Below are 24,123 nucleotides of genomic sequence, written 5' to 3' on the forward strand. Positions count from 1 at the left end.
CCTGCGGCGTGAAACGCCGCTGCGCTGATAGCTCGTGCCTGGATTGCGATCATACGGGTTTTCATGGGAAGTCGAATAACACAGCATAGATGTGAAGTCAATGCTTTTGTGGGTCGAATTGAGGGTTGACGCTGATCAGGAAGCGCCCGTCCCGGTCACGCCAGCGGAGCCATCCCGACCCTTCTCTGACAGTGATAACGTAGCACCAGTCGTCCGTAACCTTCACGACCCGAAGCGGGATCGTGCTGTTGATCACTGCTCCGACATGACCTGTGTCCGCATTGCGGTCGAGGAGCGAGTAGTAATTTTTCCTCAGCCCCGGGAGAACCGTTATGGCTCGTCCCTTGAGGAACTCCGGCCAAGTAATGAAGGTCCAGGAGCGCTCGAAAAATATCCATCCTGTACGTCCCGCATCGTCATAATGGATATTGAGCCAGTCCCCTCGCTTTTCGTTGACGGCTACATGGACGGTATCCCCCCTGTTCTGTACCGCAGGTGCGAGGTTGGGAATATCGGTCGGTGTGGCGGTGACGAGGCGGGCGACACCGGGTTCCTGGTATATGGGAATGCCTGGTGGATCTCCGGCACGGGCGGGGTTGAGGGGCGAAATTGTGAGGATGCCGATGCCGGCGAAAGGACGCGGTGATGGTGCAGCCCATACTGTGGAAGCCGCAACAAAAATGAGCAGCCAGGCCGGGAGGTGGAGTATCCGCTTCTTCAAGATCATTCTCTGTGCGTGCGAACGGAGGAAATCAAAACATGGCGGAAAGCGATGAAAGATAGGAGGAGGCGTCTGCGCTTCCTTCCACAGGGCTCCATGGAGCCTTTTCCGCCTCCGCGATGGGACGGAAAGGGCCTGCTTTCGCCTCGAAAAAGACCGAACCTTCAGCGAGGCTTACGAAGGTGTGAAATGTGCCGTGAGGGATGTCGACCCCGACGATATCTCCACCGGCAACCATTACTTTCGTCATCACGATAGCTCCATCTTCGTCAAACTGGATGACGCCGACCTGCCCACGCACCACGATGATCGATTCATCCTTTGTCGGGTCGAGGTGCCGGTGCGGACGGATGTATGAACCGGGCTCGATCGCATTGAGGAACCGATGGCTGCAGAAATCGTCGGAAGGGTGGAAGTTGTGATTCATGCGAAGGCGTGGCGACTGGCGGGCCTTCCGGGTTACGCCGTCGAGAAGTTCCCTGTCGATGATGCCGAGAAGAGGCTTCATCCTGCTACCCCTCGACCAGAGCGAACTGGTTGCCGTCCGGGTCCTTTACCACCGCCATTTTCCCCCATGGTGTCTTTTCGAGAGGTTCGGCGAACTCCACTCCTGCTTCCGAGAGGCGGCGGCAGTATTCGTCGATATCCTTCACGGTTAGGGTAATTCCGGTATGCCTTCCGACGAGCGGCATCGCCGCCTCGTGCATTGCCATGGCTATGCCGAGAGTCGTGGGGCCGGGGAAGAACTCCATGATGGCCATCGATTCCTGGACGAGGGGCAGTTGAAGAACTTCTTTGTAGAAGTGTTTGGCGGCTTCGAAATCCTTAACGAAGACCACGATGTTTTTCATCTTGTCGATCATAGAGGCTCCAAAATTTTTCTCGAAGTTTTCCATTCATAGCAGACGGGGCATGGCGTGACAAGGGGTTTTTGCCTTTCCGGGGTGACGGTTGATCTGACGTAATGAGCCTTTTTTTAGATCCCGCTTGTCCGGTGGTGTCGCGTCAATTACAATAGGGGCAGCAAGCGAGGGAGGATTTCATGAACAGCAGATTTGAGTCCAGGAAGGTTTATGTAGCCGCGTCCTTTATGGTCCCCGTCGGACGGTACAACGGAAAGGAGCGTGAGGCGCTCTCGTTTCTGGATCTGGCGGAAAAAACCGGCGAGATATTCAAGGAGAGTCCAATTCGGCAGCGTGAGATAGAGGCCGTTGTGGTGGGAAGCCAGAACCCTTCCGCCTTCTCGGGTGTTGATAACCTTGCCGCCAAGGTGGCCGGCATTCTGGGGCTCTCCGGTGCACGCTCCGTCCTGATCGATACAGCTTCCTCGTCGGGGGCGTCGGCATTCGAAAATGCCTATCTTGAGGTGGCATCGGGGCGAAGCGAGCATGTCCTGGCCATAGGCGTCCAGAAGATGAGTGATGTCTCTACGACGGACGCGACCAGGATCGTAGCCGGGGTCATCGACCGGGACGAAGCCGAATTCGGCCTCACGATGCCAGCCTGCGGTGCTCTTGTCGCACGGTCGCTCATGGAGCGGCTCAATCTCTCAATGGAGGAGTGGACGGCTTTTTCTTCCCTGCTTACACAGCGCGCCCAGCGATTCGCCTCCAGGAACCCGTACGCTCACCTCCGCTTCGAGCTTCCGGTGGAGGAGTATTACCGGCAGATCGTAAACGGCAAGAACTACCGGTACTGGTGGCCGCTGCGCTACCACGATTTCTGCCCCATGTCCGACGGCGTCGCAGCGGTCATCCTTACCGCAGAACCGCAGGACGTTATGGTCACCGGAATCGGAAGCGCAACCGACATCCCGACCATCGCCGACCGCAACTACTTTCACTCCTTTCCCGCAACGGTTGCAGCCGCAGAGGCCGCATACGGCATGGCGGGAGTTAAGGATATCAGGTCCTTCGCGGGAAAAATGCACATCAATATGCATGACCCCTTCAACGGCTTCGGCCCGATCAACATGGTCGACCTCGGAATCGTTTCCCAGGGGCGGCTCCTCGATGCGCTTCTCGATGACGAGCTTACCGGTGAAAATGGTATGTTCCCCACCAATCTGACTGGTGGGCTCAAAGGGCGCGGGCATCCTCTCGGTGCCACGGGAATGATCCAGGTGGTGGAGAACCATCGGATGATAGCCGACGGAAAGTTCAGAGCAGGACTCTCCCACTCCATAGGCGGGCCCATCAACAACAACATCGTGATTCTACTGGAGCAGACCGGGCACTATGAACGGCGCAGCCACGAGCCGTACAAGCCGTGGGGCCTCCCTTCGCTGGGGAAGCTGAAGCCGAAGGATGTAACGGTGGAGCGGCTGCTTTCGGAAAGCGGTGCCGTTGAGGGGACATTCGTATCCGCCACGACCCGCTTCGACTACAAGAGCGGCGAACCTGAAAGCGTCGTCGTCATCGTCTCCTGCCGGGCTGCTAACGGCAAGAGCCATCGCTTTCTTTTCGGCATTCCCGGCGAGAACTACGAGCAGGTGCGCCACCTTGCCGCTGGCGACAGAATCAGCCTGGAACGCATCAACAATGAAATACTTCTTAACCGCATGCCTGTCCGGCGCTTCTACCAGAAAACCATCGCGGGAGTCGTTGAAATGGCCGGCACCGGATGGAAACGACTCACCGGGAAGGGTGGGGGCAGGTCCGAGACCGGCGATGAATCCCCCTCCGGTACGTCCTGGAAAATACCTGGTAAAATATTTACAAAAACAGGCAAATGATCTACATTGTTGCCTCCTCGGCAGGGGGTGAGAAAAGACTTCTCATTCCCTGCTGAACGTTTTTTTACCGGAGGCCACCATTATGGAACTCAAAAGCACGCCCCTCCTTGTCCGGCATCAGAACCTGAACGCACTGATGGCCCCCTTCGGCGGCTGGAACATGCCGATCCAGTATGAAGGGATCATCGCCGAGCACCGGTGGTGCCGGGAAAAGGCTTCGCTTTTCGACATCTGCCACATGGGAGAGTTCCTGCTGCGGGGAGATCTGGAGGCCTCGGGCATAGAGCAGGTATTCACATTCTCCGTCAAGTCAATTCCCGTCGGCCGTTCCCGCTACGGTTTCCTCCTCAACGAAAAGGGAGGGATCATTGACGACCTCATCGTATTCCGCCTCGCTGAGGATGAGGCGATGGTAGTCGTCAACGCGGCCACCATCGAAAACGACTTCGCCGTTATCCGCTCGCGGCTTAAACCAGGCGCTGATTTCATCGACATTTCCGCAGTTACCGGAAAACTTGATCTTCAAGGCCCGCTTTCCCGGGAGGTGATGGTTGCTCATTTCGGGGAGGAGATATTACGCATCCCTTATTTCAAGTTCATACGGACGAATGTTCTCGGTGCGGACGCTATCATAAGCCGCACCGGCTATACCGGCGAACTTGGTTACGAAATATTTCTTCCTGCGGAAAAGGTTGAGGAGTTGTGGAGCCTTCTTCTTTCCGACGAGCGGGTGAAGCCCGCGGGGCTCGGCGCACGGGACGTGCTGCGTCTTGAGGTGGGCTACAGCCTCTATGGAAGCGATATAGACGAAACGACGACCCCTTTCGAAGCAGGACTGGGCGCTTTCGTGGACATGAGCAGGGAGTTCCCCGGAAAGCAGGTGCTCCTGCGACAGCAGCATGAGGGGGTGCCGCGCACGAGGATCGCCTTCAGGTGTTCTTCCCGCCGTTCTCCTCGCCATCATTACGAGATAATCCAGAACGGCAAACTCACCGGCAGCGTCACGAGCGGGGTTTTTTCTCCCATGCTCGGGTGCGGTATAGGCCTGGGTTATGTCGCGCCCGGCGCGGCAACTTTGGGTACGCCGCTGATCATCCGGCAGGGCAATGTTTCCATCGAGGCAGAGGTGGTGGACATTCCCTTCTTCACAGGCGGGTCGGTAAGGTCCTGAGAGATACGCATTTGTTTCTGTTCCATAACTTATTAATTCGACGGGGGTGCACCAATGGAAATGTATTTCACCAAAGAACATGAGTGGGTCAAGATCAAGGACGGCGTTGCCGCCGTCGGCATCAGCGAGTATGCTGCGAAGCAGCTCGGGGACGTTACTTTCGTGGAACTGCCGCAGGTGGGGAAGACGGTGAAGCAGTTCGGCGTCCTCGCCGCCATCGAGTCGGTGAAGGCGGCAAGCGATATCTATGCCCCCGTTTCCGGGACTGTCACCAAGGTGAACGATGCCCTGGACGATCGTCCAGAGATAGTCAATGAAGCTGCCGAAGATGCCGGGTGGATTGCGTGGATCGAGATGAGCGACCAGGGAGAGCTGGAGTCGCTCATGACCCGGGAGCAGTACGATGAATACGTCAGAGGCCTCGAATGAGCTATACACCGAATACGCCGGAAGATATCCGGCAGATGCTCGCCGCCATCGGAGTCGCGAGCATCGAAGAGCTCTTCGCTCCCATCCCGGCAGCGCTGCGGGCCAAGTCGTTCGATCTCCCCGCCGGCATGTCCGAGTTCGAGATGCTCCGCCGCATGAGGCAACTGGCCGACTGCGCCACCCAGTGCGTGACGCCCTTTGTCGGCGGCGGTTTCTACGACCACGCCATCCCGGCCGTCGTCGACCACCTTTCCGGCCGCGCCGAGTTCTACACCGCCTACACCCCGTACCAGCCCGAGTGCTCCCAAGGGACGCTCCAGGCCCTCTTCGAGTACCAGAGCGCCATCTGCGCGCTCACCGGGATGGAGGTGAGCAATGCCTCCCTCTACGATGGCGGGACGGCTCTCGCGGAGGCGGCAATGATGGCGCTGCGCATCACCGGCAGAAGCAGGCTTGTCGTGGACGGCGGAGTCAACCCCGCTACCCGCGCGATTGTGCGTACCTACCTCGCTAACATGGACGTGGAGATTGTCGAGGTGATGCCGCGTGAAGGGGGAACGGACCGCGATGCCGTCCGGGCGGCGATTACCGACACCACGGCGGCGCTTCTCGTTCAGAACCCGAACTTCTTCGGAACGCTCGATGATCTGGGGGACCTGGCGGAGGCCATCCACGGGAAGGGGGGGCTCCTCGTCGCCTCCGTCTACCCGATTTCCCTGGGCCTCGTGAAGAGCCCCGCCGAGATGGGGGCGGACATTGCGGTGGGTGACGGGCAGAGTCTCGGCAATCCCCTCAGTTTCGGCGGTCCATCCTTCGGCTTCATCACCACAACGAAACAGTTCATCCGGAACATGCCGGGGCGGATCATTGGCGAGACCGTCGACAGGGAGGGGCGGCGCGGTTTCGTCCTCACCCTCCAGGCCCGGGAGCAGCACATCAAGCGCCACAAGGCGACCTCCAACATCTGCAGCAACCAGAGCCTCTGCGCCCTGCGCGGACTGGTCTTCCTCGCGAGCCTTGGGCGGCAGGGATTTGCAGAGCTGGCCCGGCTCAACTACGACAAGGCGGAGTACGCCAAGGAGAGGTTCGCCGGCATCCGCGGCGTCTCGGTCCTCAACGTCGGCACCACCTTCAACGAATTCACCGTGGCTCTTCCCCGCAACGCGACCGAAGTCGTTGAAAAACTCATGGGGAATATGATTGCTGCTGGCGTTCCCCTAGGGCCGCACTACCCGGAGATGGAGCGCTGCATGGTCGTCACGGTGACGGAACAGCGCACGAAAGAGGAAATCGACCTCCTCGCGCAGAAGGTGGAGGGTGTACTATGAAACTGATCTACGAACAGTCCGTTCCCGGTCGGCGGGGGGTGAGGCTTCCCGTTTCCGATGTGCCGCGGGGCGCGGAGCTTCCGGAAAATCTCCTGCGCAGGGAGGCGCCCGCTCTCCCGGAGATGAGCGAGCTCGACGTGGTGCGCCACTTTACCAATCTCTCCCGGCGTAACTTCTCGGTGGACACTAACTTTTACCCCCTCGGCTCCTGCACGATGAAGTACAACGCCAAGGCCCTGGAGAATGCAGCGGGGCTCTTCGCCCCCCTCCATCCGATGACGGCGCTTATCCCCGGCGGTGAGGAACACTGCCAGGGCGCCCTCGAGATGATCCACGACCTCTCGGAGAAGCTTGCCGAGATAACCGGGATGGACGAGGTGACGTGCCAGCCCCTGGCGGGGGCCCACGGCGAGATGACGGGTATCATGCTCATTGCCGCCTATCACCGCGCCAAGGGGAACCGAAAGAAATACGTGGTCGTCCCTGACTCCTCCCACGGGACGAATCCCGCCAGCGCGGCGATGGTCGGCTACGAGATCATCACGATCCCCACCGCCCCCTACGGCGACATGGACATCGAGAAGTTCCGCGAGGCGATGAACGGCGAGGTTGCAGCGGTGATGATGACCTGCCCGAACACCCTCGGTCTCTTCAACCCTCACATCAAGGAGATCTGCGACATCGCCCACGAGCACGACGCCCTCATGTATTACGACGGCGCGAACCTGAACGCAATTCTCGGTAAGGTCCGCCCGGGGGATGTCGGCTTCGACGTGATCCACGTCAACCTCCACAAGACCTTCGGTACCCCCCACGGCGGCGGCGGTCCCGGGAGCGGGCCGGTTGGGGTGAAGAAGTCGCTCGTGCCCTTTCTCCCCACCCCACGCGTCATCAGGCGCGGTAACGGCAGCTTTGGACTCGAGACAGAGAACCCGGAGAGCATCGGCCGCACCGCCAACTTCTTCGGCAACTTCGGCGTGATGGCCAAGGCGTACGCCTACATCCTCATCCAGGGGAGGGAGGGGCTGATCGACGTGACGGAGCAGGCGGTGCTCAACGCCAATTACGTGATGAGCCGCCTTAAAGATCACTACGACCTCCCCTACGACCAGACCTGCATGCACGAGTGCGTCTTCTCCGCGAGCCGCCAGCTCAAGCAGGGGGTGCACGCCATCGACATCGCCAAGTACCTCATCGACAGGGGATACCACCCGCCGACGGTCTACTTCCCCCTCATCGTGAAGGAAGCGATCATGATCGAGCCGACGGAGACTGAGAGCAAGGAGACGATGGACTCATTCATCGCCGTCATGATCGAGGCGGCGGAAACGGCAGCCACCGCCCCGGAACAGCTCCACGAGGCCCCTCTCACAACACCGGTGTCACGCCTCGACGAAACGAAGGCGGCGCGGGAGCAGAATGTCTGCTTCGGCAGCTGACATTTTCCCGGCTTCGGCAGTGCCGGCCCCGCGATGAGTCGCGGGGCCGCTTTTCTTTTCATGACGGCGAAACGGATGGACAGAGCACGGCAGACCTGGCGGTTAGTAGACACCGGTCCCCTGGACGGCGCGGCTAACATGGCGGTGGACGAGGCCCTCCTCGCCTGCTTCGACCCCGAGCGCTCGGAGCCGGTCCTCCGTCTCTACGGGTGGGCTCCGCCGGCGCTCTCCCTGGGGCGGTTTCAGGAGGCGGATGAGGTCCTCGACACCGGGAAGTGCCGGGCGGCAGGGATAGCGGTTGTAAAACGGATAACCGGCGGCGGGGTTATCTACCACTCCGCCGAGCTCACCTACGCCATCGTCTGTGCACCCCGCCACATCCCGCACTCCGCATCCGTCAAGGATTCCTTCCGGGTCCTGACATCCTTTCTCCTTCGCTTCTACCGGATGCTCGGCCTCGATCCAGCCTACGCCGTGGACCTGCCGACGGCGGGGGGTCGCCTCGGCGCACGGACCCCCTTCTGCTTTGCGGGAAGGGAGAGCTACGATATCCTTGTCGGAGGAAGGAAGATCGGCGGCAACGCACAGAGACGGCAGCGCCAGGCGATTTTCCAGCATGGCTCGATTCCCTTTCTGAACTATGCCGAGAAGGGCGCCTCCTTCATGCGTGAGCCGCCAGAAGGGATAGATAGAGGGGTGGCGGCACTGGCGGATCTTGGCATAGAACGAGATGAGCACGAATTGAAGCGACTTCTGGTGGATGCGTTCGCTGAGGCAATGGGAGTGGAACTGCAAATGGACGAACTGACGGCGCAGGAGAAGCGGGAGGCGTTCCCGACGTGAAGATCACCCGGAAGCCGGAATGGCTTCAGAAGAAAATATCCCCTGCGGCCCACGCAGAGATGGACCGGCTCCTCGGCGACCTGAAGCTCAACACTGTGTGCCGCGAGGCGATGTGCCCCAACATCTCCGAGTGCTTCCGCTGCGGGCAGGCCACCTTTCTCATTCTCGGCGCCCGCTGCACCCGTGCCTGCACCTTCTGCAACGTGACGAAGGAGCAGCCGCTCCCCGCCGACCCAGGGGAACCGGCTAGGGTTGCAGAGGCGGTTACACGGCTGGGGCTTCGGCACGTTGTGGTGACGAGTCCCACGAGGGACGACCTTCCTGACGGGGGGTCCGCTCTCTACGCCGCCACGGTGGTAGCGATTCGCGCAGTCTCCCCCGCGACGAAGGTCGAGCTCCTTATCCCAGACTTCGACGGGAGCCGGGAGAGCATCGAGATCATCGTCGCCAGCACTCCCGACATTGTAGGGCACAATGTCGAGACAGTCCCCCGCCTTTACGAGATCAGGAAGGGTGCCGATTACCGGCGCTCCCTGGAGGTGCTTGCGATGCTTCGGGGGCAGGCCCCGGGGCTGAAGACAAAGTCCGGCATCATGCTGGGGCTGGGGGAAACGGAGGAGGAGGTTCTTCGGGTGCTCGACGACCTGCGCAACGTGGGATGCACATGGTTGAGCCTGGGACAGTACCTTGCCCCCACCCGTGACCACTTTCCCGTCCAGGAATACATTTCTCCGGAGCGATTCGAGAAGTACCGTCAGGAGGCTCTTGTGCGGGGGTTCAGCCATGTGGAGAGCGGGCCGTACGTGCGCAGTTCCTACCATGCCGATCATTACCGATAATGTGAATCAGACGGACGGAACGATGAAAAAAGCCCCGTGTCTTTTAGGATACGGGGCTTTTTAGTCTATGGCGGTTACCGCTATTTTGTTTCCTGCTGTCGCTGCTCGGCTCCTTCTTTGTCGGAGTTCTTTTTGTTCTGCTTGAAGTCCAGGAGGTTCTTTTCCGGCTTTAGGAGCGATACCATTTCATCGAAAGCATCGGCATAAAGACGGGAGACAGCCGCATTCGGAAGGACCGATGATTTCTGCGCCTTGGCGAGAGATCTCCTTATGCCGTCGATGGTCTTGAAATGAACATCTACTTTTGCGCTCTCGTTAGCTTCCGCTTCGTCGAAAGCCGGATACTGAAGGGCGAGGAACGTGGGGAACGAAAGGTTGCGCTGCCGGAAGTTCGGATACTCCCAGAGAACCGAGCCTTCCGAGTCGATGATCTGCGCCGTCAGTATCAGGTTGTTGTAGTCGGTCTCCAGGTAGTGCATGAGGTTACTGGAGTAGCGCCGTCCATGTTTGGTAAGGCCGCTCATTACGACAACCAGAAGGGCATCCACTTTGTTCTGCTCTATGAGTTGCTTGAGTTCCGGCCCCTTGAAAAAATACTTGTTGTAGACGATGCCTGCATCGTCCCGCCGCTCCCGACGGAAGAAGAGAGAGGCAAAGAGCTGGTCCGGGTCGACGGAAAGGGGCTGGACGAGATAAAAGGTGCCGCTCGACTTGCACTGTGCTACCAGCTCCCGGTCGTTCTTCTTGTTGAACTCCTGGAGGATGGGAAGCAGCTTTTCTTTTTCCGGGTGACGGATGTCCGATTCAGGGTCGAGCAGTACGGGCGCCACGCCCAGTACCCGCACCTTCTTTTCGAAGGTCTCCCGCGGCACGTTGTAATAGTTGGTTGCACATCCGGATGTAACAGCGGCGATGCAGGACAGCAGGACTGCGGTGATAATTCTCTTCATGCTACTCTTCCTCCCGGTGGGAATTCACGGTTGCAGGCGGGTCGTCAGCCGTTTTATAGCAAACAGACGTTCCGAAGGCCATCATTATTTCGACGGAAGGTTCTGCGGGTGCATGAAGGTTTAGCTGCCGCTTCCGTCCGAGTTGGGACGAGCGCTGCTTACGCTACCGCCGTCGGGAGAGGTGTCCTTCACCCACAGGAAGAGAAAGAGTGCAATGGCCAACCCGCATACCGGCAGTAAAAATGCGGTGTGGTAGGCCTCGGGGGGGTAACCGGCGGAGGTGGGGGAATATCCCTCGATCATGCGACCCATCGCCTGCTGCACAGTCGCCGCTCCCATCAGGACGAAGAAGTTCATCGCCGTCATTGCGGTGGCACTGATTCCCTGGGGGAACATTTCGCGGACCATCGGATAGATGGCCACGCCTGACGAGACGGCAAGTCCGATGACGAGAAACACGGCGGGGAGTGCCGGGCGTGCTATCGATTCCGCAGGCCCGAGAAAAAGTGCCATCAGCAGCAGGAGAAGGGCTTGGCCGATGAGAAGGGTCCATTTGCGGGACTTCAGAAGCCGGTCGGATATTTTTCCGACAAAGGTGCAGCCGAGAATAAACCCGACGGAGGTGAAAAGGAGGATGCTTCCGGCTCCTTTACGGGAGAAGCCAAGGGCGTCCATGAGATAAGGCCCCCCCCACAATCCCTGCAATGCCATGTAGTTTGCGTACCAGAAGAAGGAGAGCAGGGAGAGAAGCCAGAAGGAGGGGGTCGTGAAGACGGTGTGCCAGCCCCGTAACAATCCCGCATGTTCAGTGGATGCGGAGCCATGAGGCTGGGCGGGGTCACGGTCACGTACGATCATGTAGGCAAGAAGCACCACGAGCGCCTGGATTATACCCGCTGCAACAAATGGCTCCCTCCAGCCGAACCGTGCGATCGCCGCCGCAAGGGGAGCAGTTGCGGCGAGGTTTCCCAGATTGCCGATGGCTATGATGAGGCCGGAGATTGTGGCGAATTCTCGGGGCGAGTACCAGTTCCCGAAGATCTTGAGGGCGCCCATGAGAACGCATGCGCTTCCCATTCCCAGAAGAATCCGCCCGGCCAATGCAGCGTAGAAGGAGGGGGCCGCCGCAAGCAGAAATGCCCCCGCGGCGGTCAACAGGCCCGTCAGGCTGATGACTATCCTTCCCCCGAACCGGTCGAGGAGGGGCCCGAGGGGAATCTGCACGAGCGCGAATGCGTAAAAGAAGGCTCCCGAGAGGGTGCCTAGCTGCACGGCGTCGAGCCTCAGTTCGGTGCTCAGATCCTTCGAAGCCACCGCCATGGAGACCCGAAAGAAATATGCGAGCACGTACATGCAGGAGAGGACGATAAAGATGTTGCGGCGTTTCACGGTACCCTCTAAGAGGTTGCAGAAAAACCCGGATTATTCAAAATTAGTCAGATTGTCGCACCCGCAGAAAGCGCCGCGGAGGCCAGCTGCGGTACCCGCCGCGCAATGAGGTTTCTAGGACGCGGCGAAACGACTCTTTTTCGGCAACCTCCCAAGGCTTCAGCGGAGCATGATGAAACCCATTTGTCTCCCCGTGTCCCCCTTATCCCTGCGATAGGAGAAAAAGAGGTCGGGGGTGCAGGAGACACACATGCCTGAAGTTTCGATGTTGCTCTCCCTCACCCCTGAACGCAGCAGAAGCTGACGGTTCGCTTCCTCCAGATCGAGACTCCACTTTTTATCCCCTGCAGCGTTCGTTATCATCTCCCAGGAAAGGCCGCTCTTCCCGAACGCTTCACGCACCGGTTCGTCCACCTCGTAGCAGCAGGAACCGATGCCGGGGCCGACGGCAGCCAGAATGTCGGCGGGACGCGAACCGAAGATTTCCGCCATGGCGCCCACTCCTTTGCCGGCTATCCCGTGGGCCGTTCCCTTCCATCCTGCATGGAGGGCGGCGGCGACACCTTTCTTCGGGTCCAGGAGAAGGAGAGGAAAACAGTCGGCGACGCAGATCCCGATCATCACCCCAGGCTGGTTCGTGACTATCCCGTCGCATTCCAGCTTCTGAAAATGGGCGAAATCGGGATTGGGAGAGTCGATCACGAGGAGATCGGTGCCATGCACCTGGCTGACGGTGACGAGTCGATCCAGGGTTGCGCCGAAGCTTCGGGCCAGCAGGCTTCGGTTTCCCTTGACGTTGTGGGGCGAATCATTGGTGTTGGTGCCGAGGTTGAGTGAGTTGTAGGGGGGGCGTGATACCCCTTCGTGCCTGGTGGTGAAACCTTGCGTCGAAATTCCGGCTGCCGCAAAGAGGGCAGGTTCAAGGTAATGTATTTTGCTGGTGGTCTTTCTGATTTCCATGAAAAGCTCCTTGTCAGGAAAGAGGTGATTCTGTGCCGGCTGCAGCCTGAGCCTGTTCCTGCAGGTAGCGGAGTACCCGGGCCATATCCTCCGGCATATCGGTCGTAAATTCCCGGTAAGAGGCATCTGAAGGGTGGATGAAGCCCAGGGTGGCTGCATGGAGCGCCTGTCTTCCCAGCTGCTTTACCATTTTTCGCAGGAGTGGGTCCTGAATGTTTCCGAGCCTGCTTGTCCCGCCGTATACCTCGTCTCCTACCAGCGGATATCCCGCTTCCGACAGATGCACCCTGATCTGGTGGGTCCGCCCCGTTTCCAGGCGCAGGCTCATCAGAGTGATCCCCCTGTAGCGGGCAAGAACGCGCCAGTGCGTAACAGCATTCCTGCCGTGCCGCGCCTTGCCGGACATCTTTTTACGTTCGACCGGGTGCCGGCCGATGGCCGATTCTATTCGTCCCTTGTCCTGGCGGGGTGAGCCGAAAACGAGGGCGAGGTAAACGCGCTTCACCGTGTGTTCCCGAAATTGCTCGGCGAGGGACCGGTGAGCCGCATCATTCTTGGCGACGACCAATATACCCGACGTATCCTTGTCTATCCGGTGGACGATGCCGGGTCGCAACTCTCCTCCGATGCCCGAGAGATCGTCGCAGTGGCCGAGGAGGGCATTGACGAGGGTGCCGGTGTTGCGTCCCGCGCCGGGATGAACCGTCATCCCTGCAGGCTTGTTGATGACAACAACGTCGGAGTCCTCATGTAGGATCTCCAGCGGGATTTCTTCGGCAACCGCCTCCGCCGGTGCGGGGGGAGGAATCGTCACATCGATGAGTTCACCCCCCTTCAACTTGAGGGATGGCTTCTGAACCATGCCGTTCACGGTCACGAACCCCGTTTCGATCAGCCGTGTGGCTGCAGAGCGGGTAAGGTTTTCCACCATACGTGCAACGAACTGGTCGAGCCGCTCGGTTTCTTCCCCCGCTTCGTATTTCAGCTGCAGTTTCTCCACTTTCTTTCCAGTTCCAGAAACAGCGAAGGCGCGATCGGTATCGCGCCCCGCTTCCCTGTATGACGAATGCTATGTTACCAGATTGATGATTCGATATTGCCGGCACGTTTGATCAGCACGTCCACCACTGCGAGATCGTAGATGTTGGTTCCCGAAATCTCCGGCGAAACGCGGGACAGAAAATGCTGGCGCCCTTCCTCAAGTTCTGCGGCAAGGACTTCGAAGATGGTATCGTTCCTGATTCCTTCTTCGACCTTCTCCCTGTTGTAGATGGCGACGTCCGAAACGATCGCCCGCGCAAGCCGCCTGGCCTGATCGGGGTTTGTGATGGTTTCCATGGTACCCCCGGTCTCCGCTGTTTTCTGCTAGAACCTCATGGACCTTCTCGAGATGGCTGATCGCGCAGACATTATACAAATAACGGCGGAAATTACTATGAATTTCTCCTGCGGCAGAGGGCCAGGCGACAGCCCTCAGCGAAGCCGCAGAGCGAAGTAGATGCTGGCGTTGCCGCGCCGCACCAGCAGAGCTACGGATCCCTTCCGTTCCACTTCCTTCATGGATTTGTCATACTCGGCCAGAGAGTTGATCTTCCTGTTGTTCACCGATACTATGACGTCCCCCTGCTGGAGCCCCGCGTCTGCGGCAATTCCTTCAGGGTCTACAGCGGTGACCATCACTCCGGAAAGGCCCTTTGCGCGCAATTGCCTCGGCAGTTCCTCCACCGCCATATCGAACCAGCCTGCCGCAGACGCCCCTTCCTCTACGCTGGGACGTGCCCCTGCGGCGCTCTCCGTGCTTGCCACCGTCACCGAAAGGCTCTGCTGCTTTCCATCCCGATAGACTTCCACCGCTACCTTCTTGCCGACAGCCGTGTCCGCAGCCGCCAGTTGCAGCTGATGCGCATCCTTGATCTCCTTACCGTCGAACCGGATTATGATGTCTCCCTGCCTGATGCCCCCTTTCTCGGCGGGGCTTCCGGCCATCACCTCGCTAACGAGTGCGCCGCGTGGCCGGTCAAGCCCGAAGGACCGGGCTATGTCTTCAGTTACCGGCTGGATTGCGACACCGAGCCACCCGCGTGTTACGCTCCCCTTCTTGATAAGCTGGTTCACGACCTGTTTGGCCATGTTGATCGGAATTGCGAAGCCTATCCCCTGTCCGGCGGCTACGATGGCGGTATTGATGCCAATGACCTCGCCATAGATGTTGAGGAGCGGCCCCCCCGAATTTCCGGGATTTATGGAGGTATCGGTCTGTATGAAGTCCTCGTAGGTTTCTATTCCCATGTTCGAGCGGCCGGTAGCGGAGACGACACCGACCGTGACGGTCCGGTTCAGGCCGAACGGGTTGCCGATGGCGATAGCCCACTGTCCCACCTGGAGCTTGTCGGAGTCGCCCAGTACCGCTGTCGGTAGCGGCTCCTTGGCGTTGATCTTGATGACGGCGATGTCGGTCTTCTGGTCGCTCCCCACCACTTTGCCGATGTAGGTTTTATCGTTGGAAAGTGAAACCTGGATGCTCTCCGCATCGCGCACCACATGGTCGTTGGTTATGATATACCCGTCCTTGTTGATGATGAACCCGGATCCGAGGCTTTTGTCGCGGCGGTACTGCGGGCGCATCTGCCCCCCGAAAAAGTCGTCGAAGAAGGGGGAGAATTCGAAGAAGGGCTGAACCAGCTTCTTCTTGCTGACCGTGGAAATGTTGACGACCGCAGGGGTCACGCTCTTGGCTACATTAGTAAAACCCTGCTGTGTTGCGAGGAGGTCTTTGGAAACCTCTTTAACGGGCGGTTCGCTCGTACTCGGACGGCTCGATTCAGAGAAGTATGCCTCCTCCTTCTTCTTGCAGCCCGAGAGCAGCACCAGCACGATCAACGGAGTAATCCACCAGATGTTACGGTTCATGGAGTGCCTCACATTAAGTTAAAGTTCAAGGCCCGTAGGTTAGCCAAAACAGGTTTAGTTGTCAACCGGCAGGCATGACCTTGTGCCCCGCTCCGCGCGGTATGGGGCGGCTCCGAGATGCTTTGCGCTCTCCTTGCCGGAAGAGAAATCGGCCTTGACGAAACATCCTCCATTGCATATAAGAATGCGGGAAAAGGAGGGGGCATGGAAGACATCAGGGCCGAGGTCCGTGAGTTGAGGCTGGGGGAAAAGATCCGCAAGTTGCGCCAGGAGCGACGACTCACCCTGCAGGAGCTTTCCGAGCTTTCCGGACTGTCGAAACCTCTGCTTTCGCAGATCGAGAACGACCAGGTGATCCCTCCACTGGCCACACTGCTGAAGATCGCAAAGGGCCTGAAAGTCGGCATACATTTTTTCTTCGAGGAGGAGGGGGACCGGCAGAAGTTCGTGCTGGTCAGAGGAAGCGAAGGGGGGATGAGCACGCGTCGCCCCAAAAGCGACATAACGCAAGGCTACCTCTACCGGCCGCTCGCTCCGGGGGTCCGCCATAAGAAGATAGAACCCTTCCTGGTGGAGTTCCAGCTCACCGAGTGGGACGACAGCTACTATTACCGGCACGAGGGGGAGGAGTTCATCTACCTTGTGGAGGGAGAACTGGAATTTCACTACGCGGGTGAGAAGATGGTGCTGAAGCCGGGAGACAGCATTTATTACGATTCGTCGGAACCGCACGGGTATGTTTCCGTGGGAGAAAAGAAGGCCCGGGCGGTGGCAGTGCTTCATTCTCCCGGTTGAGGAGAGCCTGGGAAGCGCTTTTGCAGTTTCAGGAGCCTTCCGAACTCCCTGACCACCTTCTCGGTCTTCTCGTCCATTTCCAGAAACCGCAGTCCCATGCTCCCCTGATCGTCCTCGAGACTGGTCCATACCACTTCCGCCGCGACCGGGACCGGCTTTGCCGAATCCGGTGTGAAGAACTGAAGGCTCACCCGCCTTCCAATGGGTAGCGGGCTGCTTATCAGCACAGACATTCCGGTTCCGGAAACATCGAGGGTGTCGAAGCAGGCAGCTTCGTCCATGTGAACGAGCCAGCATCCGACGCCGAGCGGCACCCGGCTCTCCTTCCGTTTTTCCAAGATCGACCCCCGCAAAGCTCAACGTTCATGTTGCCCCTGAGGCTCGCATTCAGCAAACGCACCACACCACTTGCTCCGGTGGAGCGCATGATGTGTTCGTATACTTCAGCGCGCTTCCTCGCAATCGGTTGCAGGCCAGCTGTCGAGGCTTCCGTCTTCGAGCTCGACCTGAATGGTTTCTCCAGGGGGGGTACACTGAAAGGCCAACCCGATGTCCCCGGTCTTGATGTTGCGCAGCCGGACCCGTTCATCTTTCCGTTCGGTCCTGTTGCAGACGCTCTGGTGCTCCCTGTCGCGCATGGCCCCCTCCTTTCCCCGCTAGGAGCAATGGTAGCACGCGCCAGGCATTCTGCAACCTCCTCCGTACCTTACTTAGATGTCGCTCCCTTCCGGGCCCGATACCTGCACGACCCTGACCGGTACCTTTTCTACGCACGCCTGCTCTACCATCCGGATGACAAAGGAGATGCAAACCTTCTTGTGGATAAGTGCCTGTGTCAGGCGGTAAAACCATCTGCAAAGCTTCGTTGGATTCGGCCGGCCCAGCAACAGCGGGCGAAAACCGGAGAGCTCCAGCATAAGCCGCATTCCCCCTTCTCCCTGCTCGACGCTAAAGGCGAACTTGCCGTTGTAGGCATACCCCTTTTGCACCAGCAATCCCCCGCGGATAGGGAGCTTCATGCTGAAACGCTCCTCCTCGGGAGGTGCGAAGGCGAGGAGGGAGAGCCTGCTGGAGAGGATATTGAAATCGATTCCGGATCTGGTTCGGGTCGGGCGAATGAGGGAGAACGTGGCGCGGCGAATATGCTGCAGGTATCTTTCCATCATCAAAGAGGGAGTGATGCTCGCGTTTGTGCAGGGGAGGAGCACCCACTGGGCGGAATATACGTATGTATTTTCGACGAGGATCTGCTTATGGAATATCTTCAGTTCCGCAGGCTGCATACGACCTCTTGTTTAGTGCTGAAAATGAGGGACAATTATAGCCTCTTTCTCAGCAAAGGGAATCCTTCTTGGCGGGTGTCCCATGGCGGAGTCTTCAGGAAAGGTTCTTGTAACCGGAGGGACCGGTTTCATCGGCCTCAGGTTGATCGACGAGCTTCTGCGGCGGGGGTATCAGGTGCGGAGCCTCGCCAGGCACACACACCCCTCACTTCCTCCTGAGGTCGAGCAGGTGCAGGGGGATCTGCTCGAACCATTGACGCTGCGGGAAACTTTTAACAGCGTCAGTGCCGCATACTATCTGGTCCACTCACTGGCAGGGGGGCGGAGCGGCTTCGGACGAAGAGACCGTGAGGCGGCCGAAAACTTCGCAGCCGCAGCCGGCCGGGGAAGGGTACGGCGGGTCATATACCTCGGGGGTCTCGGGGAGGCCGACGACAGGCTTTCCGAACATCTGGAAAGCAGGCGTGAAGTTGCCGATGTCCTGAGGCACGGCTCCTATGACGCCACGATACTCCGGGCTGCGGTTATCATTGGTGCAGGAGCAGCCTCTTTCGAGATCATGCGGTCTCTTGTGGAACGTCTTCCCGTGCTTCCTGCGCCGCGCTGGGTTTCAACCCGCTGTCAGCCCATAGCGGTTGCCGATGTCATTCAATATCTTGCAGGTTGCCTCGGTGAGAATCGTACCTCCCGCGGAACGTTCGACATAGGCGGGCCGGAGGTGCTCACGTATGGCGAGATGCTTGAGCGCCTGGCTTCCATAGAGGGAAGACCTATCCGGATTATCCCCCTCCGATTTCTTCCCCGGCATGTTGCCGCATATGCGGCCGGCCTATTTTCTTCAATACCGCCGTCGATTTCCGTACCACTCGTGGAGGGGTTGAAAAACGAGGTCGTGTGCCGCGACGACCGCATCCGCGAAATTCTCCCTGTTACGCTTACACCGTATGATGACGCAGTAAGGGTGGCCCTTGCGGAGGTGGGAAAGTGTGCTACACAATAACTATTAGTCCTTCGTAACGACCATCCTGTTATGGTATATTCCGCGCGTTGACAGGTGCGGCCCGCACGACATATTTGATGCAATCACAAGGAGGAACCATGAAAAAGAAAATCGGCGTTGTTCTTTCAGGATGCGGCGTGTACGACGGAAGCGAGATCCATGAGGCGGTCTTTACGCTCCTCGCAATCGATCGAAATGGTGGCGAGGCCATATGTATGGCCCCAGATATCGAGTTGAGTGAAGTGAACCACATAACGGGTCAGCCCTCCGGAGCGAAGCGGAGTGTTCTCGCCGAATCGGCCCGGATCGCCCGCGGCAGGATACGGAACATCGCTGAAGTACAGGCGGGGGAGCTTGACGCGATTATTTTTCCCGGAGGATACGGGGCGGCGAAAAACCTCTGCAACTTTGCCGAAAAAGGTGCCGAGGCCTCCATTCAGCCGGAGGTGGCGAGACTGCTTCGCGACATGGCGAAGGCGAAGAAGCCGATCTGTGCCATTTGCATCGCGCCTGCCCTTATCGCCGCGACGCTGGGCAAAGAGTATGCGCCTCAGGTTACCATCGGCACGGATGCGGGGACCGCTGCCGCCATCGGCCAGACGGGAAGCGTCCATGTGGAGTGCCCGGTAACCGAATTCGTGGTGGACAAGGAGCGCAGAATCGTTTCGACCCCGGCCTACATGCTGGCGGAGCGAATTTCCGAAGCTGCAGAAGGGATCGAGAAGGCGGTAAAGGCGACGCTTGAAATGGCTTGAAACCTAAAGTTTGGTGTCGGCACCCAAATCTCTTGAGGAGGTAACGGAAATGAAAAGACTTCTCGTCTTCGGAGGGCTCCTGTTGTCTGTCGCACTATCCACAGGGACCGCGTTTGCTGAGAGCATCCAGAACAGGTTCGGCGTCACGGGGCGGTTGGGGTTCCTGATTCCTGCGGACAGCGACTACAACGACCGGAAGCTCAATGCTGACGCCGGCTTTGTCGGTGGCGGCGGCTTCATCTACGGCTTTGACCGGAACATCGCCCTGGAGCTTGACATCACGCATACATGGTTCGGTACCGAGCTTCCGAGCGGCCCGCGTCAGGGTGACTTCAGCATCACCAACCTTGCATTCGGTGCCCAGTACCGGTTCATGATCGCGGACCCTAAAATCGTTCCGTACGCCGGCGGCGGACTCGACATCCTTTTCAACGAATATGAGAGAGCCGACGTGGATACGGTGGTCGGCATCCACGCTTCCGGAGGTGTCGATTACTTCCTCACCCGTGACATTGCGCTGAATGCTGAAGGGAAGATAGTAATCGCTCCTGAGGCGGATATCGACGGAGCAGGAGGCAATTTCGATCCCTCCAGCTTCTCGGGCACTTTTGGCGTCAGGTACTTCTTCTGATCCCTTCCCGGCAGGCGCTGCTGCCTGCCGGTCATTGATCTCCTTCCGCCCGTTTCCCCTCACGGGCGATTGCCGTTATTTCCACGGATTCAATGACAGCTGGTCGAGCCACGATTCTGCTGCAGGTGCCGCTCCTTTTTGCAAATCTGCATTTCAACTTCGCAGATTTGCAGAAGGAGCATGTTAATCCCTGGAGGAACAGTCGGTGAGTTAACGTCCAAAAGTCCGTCTCAAGCTAAGCAAACTACTGCCGATGGTGAAGATACGGTCTCGTGAGTCCTCCTTTTCATGCCGGTCGTGTGTCTGGCATGGATCCTGAAAAAACACGAATGGACGTGCACCCATGGCAGGATGTACACGCAAAGCACGCGGAAAAGAGGTGTGGCAATGAATGTGGAAATCGACACCATTGACGAAGCAATCGACAAGTACGTGCTCACGCGGAAGGAGAAAGGGGTACAGAAGGCCAGGGAGCGCTTTCTGGCTTACGTATACATGAGGCACGGGGGCGATGACCAGCGGGAATTTCTCGGGAAGGTGCGCGGGCTCACCCGCTACTACATCGACTATCTGAAAGTGATGGAGAATCCCTTCAAGGGACCGGAAGTGGCATGGTTTGCTTCCATGGTGACCATCGCTGTTTACTCCATCGTCCTCATGGCGACCGAGGGTGAGCGGACTCTCGGTATCTGCCTTTTGGCCGGGACTTTGGCCAACGCCTGGTTCCTTCTGAGCACCGTGGCGAAGAAATGGTGCGACATCGGGGTTATGATCGCCATTTACCGCGAAATAGTAGAGCTCACCGACAAGGAAATGGCCTCATAATCTTATCGACCCACCAGTCAGCTCTCACAGCGGCCTTCTTCGGCCGCTTTTTTTGCTTTTTCTCCCCTGCTCATAATCACCCTCCTCCCGTTGCAGTCAAACTCATTAATGTTAAACTTTTGCATAATTCCTGTCAGCGGAGGTCGTCATGGAGAAAGATCCTCGTACGCTTGCGCTCCGTCAGTGCAAAAGACCTGATGCAGGTGCTTCGCCCCTTGGCGTTCCGGAGATAGAGCGGTACATGGCGGAGCTGCCGGGCTGGGAGCTACGTGACAACGCCATAGAAAAAAAGTTCAGCTTTGGAAATTTCTGCCAAACCATGGCCTTCGTGAATGCAGTGGCCTGGGTGGCCAACCGTCAGGATCACCATCCCGACATCGAATTTTCATATCGGCAGTGCCGCGTGCGTTACAGCACCCATGCCGTAGGCGGTCTTTCCGAAAACGATTTCATCTGTGCCGCCAGGGTTGAGCAACTCCTGGTGTGAATAGGGGGAGAATGGTATGCGTTACGACTATGTCATCGTGGGGGGCGGAATGGCTGCCGACGCGGCCGTAAAGGGAATTCGCGAGATCGACGGCAGCGGCACGATCGCTCTTATTTCCGAGGAATCGGCCCCGCCTTATGCTCGGCCACCCTTGTCAAAAAAGTTGTGGCAGGGAAAGCCGGTGGAAAGCATCTGGCGTGGGACCGAAGCGGCAGGCGCTGAGCTGTTTCTCGGGCATAGGGTGGAGCACCTCGACCCGCGGGAAAAGGCGGTCCGTGACAGCAGCGGTTCGATCTTCGAGTACGGCAAGCTCCTGCTTGCCACAGGGGGCTCGCCCCGCCGTTTCCTTTTCTCCAATAACGAAGTCATCTACTTCCGTACATTGGGGGACTATACTCTGCTTCGGGAGCTCACCGAGAAGGGGCAGCGCTTCGCAGTGATCGGAGGCGGCTTTATAGGATCTGAAATCGCCGCGGCGCTGGCTATGGTCGGAAAAGAAGTAACTCTCCTCTTTCCGGAGGCGTCTATATGCAAAAAGGTATTCCCTGCGGACCTGAGCCTGTTTCTCAACGAGCACTACCGGAGGCAGGGGGTTGAGGTGCTGGCGGGGGATACTGTTGCGGGAGTTGCGCGGCACGGGGAATTGCTTACGGTCAAGACGGGCAGCAGCAGGCTCCTTTCGGTTGACGGCGTCGTAGCGGGGCTCGGCATCGATCTGAACCTGGAGCTGGCAGTGCGGGCGGGATGCACGACAGGCAACGGAATCGAGGTCGACGAGCAACTGCGGGCCCTTCCTCCCGATATTTTCGCCGCAGGGGATGTGGCATCGTATCATGTGCCGGCCTTGGAGGGGCGGTATAGGTTCGAGCATGAAGACAACGCCCTTGCGATGGGGCGCCAGGCCGGTCGCAATATGGCTGGGGCCGGTGAGGCTTACCGCCACCTGCCGTTCTTCTATTCCGACATGTTCGATCTGGGTTATGAGGCTGTGGGGGAACTGGATGCCGGGCTGGATGTAGTGGCCGACTGGCAGGAGCCGTATCGTAAGGGAGTGCTCTATTATATGCGCCAGGACAAGGTGCGTGGAGTCCTCCTCTGGAATGTATGGGACCAGGTTGACCACGCCCGCCGTCTCATCGAATCAGGCGTACAGGTGAAGGCGGATGAGCTTAAGGGGCGGCTGCCTGCATAGTGTGTTGAGGCTGCAATGTCATTTTTATAGGAGGAGGGAGTTATGAGCCATGTCCATGATCCTAACAACAACGATTACAGCCACATTCTGGGTCTGCTTCACCGCAAGCTGACAGACGAGCAGCAGGTGCGCTTCGAGGGATACATCGCCGAAATTTTTTCCGCACTCGGTCTAGACCTCAATTCCGAATCCGCCAGGGAGACACCCAGCCGCTATTTAAAGGCCATGCTCGACATAACGAGCGGCTATGACGGTGACCCTAAGCTCGTAAAGGCGTTCGAAACCGAGTGCCGGGGGGGCTCCGACTGCCGACTCAGCCAGGTGATCGAAGGCCCGATCAGCTTCTTTTCCCTCTGTGAGCACCACGCTCTTCCCTTTTTCGGCTACGCCTATATAGGATACATTCCTCACGAGCACATTTTCGGCCTTTCAAAGCTGAGCCGTCTAGTGCATCTCTTTGCCGCGCGGTTTGCCGTTCAGGAGCGGATCGGCAAGCAGATTGCCGACGCGATGGTAACCATCCTCCAGCCTCACGGGGTGGCGGTATATCTGGAGGCGCACCACCTGTGCATCGAGATGCGCGGCGTGAGGGAGAAGACACCTACGACGCGGACCACTTTCTGGCGCGGATTCTATGAGGATGACCCCGCATTGAGGGCGGAGTTTCTAAATTCGTGCGGTATACACAAGTAGCGGGGGAGGAGATGAAGCTCGAAGGGAAAACGGCCCTTGTGACGGGGGGCGCTGTTCGTCTCGGCAGATCTCTGGCTACGGCGCTTGCGACTCGCGGTGTGCGGGTTGCTGTGCATTATGCGGCCTCTGAAGCGGCTGCGGTAGACACCGTTTCGTCCATTCTCGATGCGGGAGGAGAAGCGGAACGTTTTTCAGCTGATCTGCGGCGGACGGAGGAAGTCACGGGACTCGTGGATCGAGTTGTTGCGCGGTTCGGCGTAATCGACATCCTCGTGAACAATGCTGCGATTTTCTACCCAGGAGACTTGGAGACTACCGACGAATGGAACTGGGACGAGCACTTTGCGCTTAACCTCAAGGCGCCGTTCTTTCTTTCCCGGCAGTTCGTGCGGCAGCTGGGAGGGGGGGAGGGGCAGATAATCAATATCGCCGACTGGCGCGCTATCCGTCCCGGCCCCGATTACATCGCCTATACCATCACAAAGAGGGGAATAATTACGATGACCGAGAGCCTGGCACTGGCTCTCGCTCCCCGCGTTCGCGTGAATGCCATCGCACCCGGAGCGATTCTTCCCCCTCCCGGAAAAAATGCTTCCTACCTCGAAGATCTTGCCGAACGGATACCTCTTCAAAGAAGCGGCTCCCCTCAGGATGTTGCAGAGGCGTTGTTCTACCTTCTCGAAGCCGGATACGTCACCGGACAGACCATCTTCGTCAATGGCGGCCAGCATCTCTGAAAAAGAAAGGAA

At 58.5% G+C, this 24,123-nt stretch carries 28 protein-coding genes; 16 read left to right on the forward strand and 12 right to left on the reverse strand.

Annotated features, from left to right (window positions below):
* Positions 1-97: 97 nt before the first annotated feature.
* The 3 genes from CFB04_RS15845 to CFB04_RS15855 are packed head-to-tail and all read right to left on the reverse strand — an operon-like array spanning position 98 to position 1,584.
* Complete coding sequence (locus CFB04_RS15845; protein WP_157698818.1) at positions 98-721, reverse strand: hypothetical protein; 624 nt, start codon at positions 719-721, stop codon at positions 98-100.
* Positions 722-752: 31 nt separating this feature from the next.
* On the reverse strand, positions 753-1,229 hold the full coding sequence (locus tag CFB04_RS15850; protein ID WP_088536298.1) for a WbuC family cupin fold metalloprotein: 477 nt from the start codon (positions 1,227-1,229) through the stop codon (positions 753-755).
* Between the two features lie 4 nt (positions 1,230-1,233).
* A complete protein-coding gene (locus CFB04_RS15855; protein WP_088536299.1) occupies positions 1,234-1,584 on the reverse strand; it encodes a VOC family protein in 351 nt (116 codons plus the stop codon).
* Positions 1,585-1,763: 179 nt separating this feature from the next.
* Here CFB04_RS15855 and CFB04_RS15860 point away from each other — a divergent pair, with 179 nt between their 5' ends.
* From CFB04_RS15860 to lipA, 7 genes are all read left to right on the forward strand, one after another.
* Positions 1,764-3,455 carry a thiolase family protein gene (locus CFB04_RS15860; protein ID WP_088536300.1) on the forward strand — a complete coding sequence of 564 codons (1,692 nt, stop codon included), beginning with the start codon at positions 1,764-1,766 and terminating at the stop codon, positions 3,453-3,455.
* A gap of 79 nt (positions 3,456-3,534) precedes the next feature.
* Positions 3,535-4,626 carry a glycine cleavage system aminomethyltransferase GcvT gene (gene gcvT / locus CFB04_RS15865; RefSeq protein WP_172825557.1) on the forward strand — a complete coding sequence of 364 codons (1,092 nt, stop codon included), beginning with the start codon at positions 3,535-3,537 and terminating at the stop codon, positions 4,624-4,626.
* A 54-nt stretch (positions 4,627-4,680) separates the two neighbouring features.
* Positions 4,681-5,055 carry a glycine cleavage system protein GcvH gene (gcvH, locus tag CFB04_RS15870; RefSeq protein ID WP_088536302.1) on the forward strand — a complete coding sequence of 125 codons (375 nt, stop codon included), beginning with the start codon at positions 4,681-4,683 and terminating at the stop codon, positions 5,053-5,055.
* Positions 5,052-6,383 (forward strand): aminomethyl-transferring glycine dehydrogenase subunit GcvPA, encoded by a 1,332-nt coding sequence (gcvPA, locus tag CFB04_RS15875; protein ID WP_088536303.1) that lies wholly within the window; start codon positions 5,052-5,054, stop codon positions 6,381-6,383. The genes gcvH and gcvPA overlap by 4 nt, the downstream gene beginning before the upstream one ends.
* The gene (gene gcvPB, locus CFB04_RS15880) at positions 6,380-7,822 is read left to right on the forward strand and encodes an aminomethyl-transferring glycine dehydrogenase subunit GcvPB (protein ID WP_088536304.1); all 1,443 of its coding nucleotides are present in this window, start codon (positions 6,380-6,382) and stop codon (positions 7,820-7,822) included. Before gcvPA ends, gcvPB begins: the two co-directional genes overlap by 4 nt.
* Before the next feature lie 75 nt (positions 7,823-7,897).
* Positions 7,898-8,665: a lipoate--protein ligase family protein gene (locus CFB04_RS15885; RefSeq protein WP_172825558.1), complete on the forward strand. Its 768-nt coding sequence runs from the start codon at positions 7,898-7,900 to the stop codon at positions 8,663-8,665.
* Entirely contained in the window at positions 8,662-9,504 is an 843-nt protein-coding gene (gene lipA / locus CFB04_RS15890) for a lipoyl synthase (protein WP_088536306.1), read from the forward strand. Before CFB04_RS15885 ends, lipA begins: the two co-directional genes overlap by 4 nt.
* An 80-nt stretch (positions 9,505-9,584) precedes the next feature.
* Here the strand turns inward: lipA and CFB04_RS15895 are convergent, their stop codons facing one another.
* From CFB04_RS15895 to CFB04_RS15920, 6 genes are all read right to left on the reverse strand, one after another.
* Positions 9,585-10,454: a hypothetical protein gene (locus tag CFB04_RS15895; RefSeq protein ID WP_088536307.1), complete on the reverse strand. Its 870-nt coding sequence runs from the start codon at positions 10,452-10,454 to the stop codon at positions 9,585-9,587.
* A 120-nt stretch (positions 10,455-10,574) separates the two neighbouring features.
* On the reverse strand, positions 10,575-11,843 hold the full coding sequence (locus tag CFB04_RS15900) for an MFS transporter (RefSeq protein WP_231934235.1): 1,269 nt from the start codon (positions 11,841-11,843) through the stop codon (positions 10,575-10,577).
* A 159-nt stretch (positions 11,844-12,002) separates the two neighbouring features.
* A complete protein-coding gene (pgeF, locus tag CFB04_RS15905; RefSeq protein WP_088536308.1) occupies positions 12,003-12,803 on the reverse strand; it encodes a peptidoglycan editing factor PgeF in 801 nt (266 codons plus the stop codon).
* A gap of 13 nt (positions 12,804-12,816) precedes the next feature.
* Positions 12,817-13,803, reverse strand: coding sequence for an RluA family pseudouridine synthase (locus CFB04_RS15910; RefSeq protein ID WP_088536309.1), 987 nt, complete (start codon positions 13,801-13,803; stop codon positions 12,817-12,819).
* Between the two features lie 74 nt (positions 13,804-13,877).
* Entirely contained in the window at positions 13,878-14,141 is a 264-nt protein-coding gene (locus CFB04_RS15915; RefSeq protein ID WP_088536310.1) for a hypothetical protein, read from the reverse strand.
* 135 nt (positions 14,142-14,276) lie between these two features.
* Positions 14,277-15,713, reverse strand: a complete 1,437-nt coding sequence (locus CFB04_RS15920) for a DegQ family serine endoprotease (protein WP_088536311.1) — start codon at positions 15,711-15,713, stop codon at positions 14,277-14,279.
* 204 nt (positions 15,714-15,917) lie between these two features.
* Here CFB04_RS15920 and CFB04_RS15925 point away from each other — a divergent pair, with 204 nt between their 5' ends.
* Positions 15,918-16,508 (forward strand): helix-turn-helix domain-containing protein, encoded by a 591-nt coding sequence (locus CFB04_RS15925; protein ID WP_088536879.1) that lies wholly within the window; start codon positions 15,918-15,920, stop codon positions 16,506-16,508.
* On the opposite strand, the gene CFB04_RS15930 is transcribed toward CFB04_RS15925, so the two are convergent.
* The 3 genes from CFB04_RS15930 to CFB04_RS15940 all read right to left on the reverse strand — a co-directional run bounded on the left by CFB04_RS15930 (position 16,493) and on the right by CFB04_RS15940 (position 17,791).
* Entirely contained in the window at positions 16,493-16,846 is a 354-nt protein-coding gene (locus CFB04_RS15930) for a PilZ domain-containing protein (RefSeq protein ID WP_088536312.1), read from the reverse strand. The two genes, CFB04_RS15925 and CFB04_RS15930, sit on opposite strands and share 16 nt — an antisense overlap.
* Positions 16,847-16,951: 105 nt before the next feature.
* Complete coding sequence (locus CFB04_RS15935; RefSeq protein ID WP_088536313.1) at positions 16,952-17,146, reverse strand: hypothetical protein; 195 nt, start codon at positions 17,144-17,146, stop codon at positions 16,952-16,954.
* A gap of 72 nt (positions 17,147-17,218) precedes the next feature.
* A complete protein-coding gene (locus CFB04_RS15940) occupies positions 17,219-17,791 on the reverse strand; it encodes a hypothetical protein (protein WP_088536314.1) in 573 nt (190 codons plus the stop codon).
* A gap of 82 nt (positions 17,792-17,873) precedes the next feature.
* On the opposite strand from CFB04_RS15940, the gene CFB04_RS15945 reads away from it, so the two are divergent.
* From CFB04_RS15945 to CFB04_RS15980, 8 genes are all read left to right on the forward strand, one after another.
* On the forward strand, positions 17,874-18,791 hold the full coding sequence (locus CFB04_RS15945; protein ID WP_088536315.1) for an NAD(P)H-binding protein: 918 nt from the start codon (positions 17,874-17,876) through the stop codon (positions 18,789-18,791).
* A 98-nt stretch (positions 18,792-18,889) separates the two neighbouring features.
* Positions 18,890-19,546, forward strand: coding sequence for an isoprenoid biosynthesis glyoxalase ElbB (gene elbB, locus CFB04_RS15950; protein WP_088536316.1), 657 nt, complete (start codon positions 18,890-18,892; stop codon positions 19,544-19,546).
* Between the two features lie 49 nt (positions 19,547-19,595).
* The gene (locus tag CFB04_RS15955; RefSeq protein WP_088536317.1) at positions 19,596-20,177 is read left to right on the forward strand and encodes an outer membrane beta-barrel protein; all 582 of its coding nucleotides are present in this window, start codon (positions 19,596-19,598) and stop codon (positions 20,175-20,177) included.
* 387 nt (positions 20,178-20,564) lie between these two features.
* Positions 20,565-21,002: a GSU0071 family protein gene (locus CFB04_RS15960; RefSeq protein WP_369833137.1), complete on the forward strand. Its 438-nt coding sequence runs from the start codon at positions 20,565-20,567 to the stop codon at positions 21,000-21,002.
* 148 nt (positions 21,003-21,150) lie between these two features.
* Positions 21,151-21,489 (forward strand): 4a-hydroxytetrahydrobiopterin dehydratase, encoded by a 339-nt coding sequence (locus CFB04_RS15965; RefSeq protein ID WP_088536318.1) that lies wholly within the window; start codon positions 21,151-21,153, stop codon positions 21,487-21,489.
* Positions 21,490-21,505: 16 nt separating this feature from the next.
* Entirely contained in the window at positions 21,506-22,681 is a 1,176-nt protein-coding gene (locus tag CFB04_RS15970) for an NAD(P)/FAD-dependent oxidoreductase (RefSeq protein ID WP_088536319.1), read from the forward strand.
* A 42-nt stretch (positions 22,682-22,723) separates the two neighbouring features.
* The gene (gene folE, locus CFB04_RS15975; protein WP_088536320.1) at positions 22,724-23,374 is read left to right on the forward strand and encodes a GTP cyclohydrolase I; all 651 of its coding nucleotides are present in this window, start codon (positions 22,724-22,726) and stop codon (positions 23,372-23,374) included.
* Entirely contained in the window at positions 23,356-24,111 is a 756-nt protein-coding gene (locus tag CFB04_RS15980) for an SDR family oxidoreductase (RefSeq protein ID WP_157698819.1), read from the forward strand. The genes folE and CFB04_RS15980 overlap by 19 nt, the downstream gene beginning before the upstream one ends.
* The last annotated feature ends 12 nt before the right edge of the window (positions 24,112-24,123 follow it).

The organism is Geobacter sp. DSM 9736, from assembly GCF_900187405.1.
Lineage (GTDB): Bacteria > Desulfobacterota > Desulfuromonadia > Geobacterales > Geobacteraceae > DSM-9736.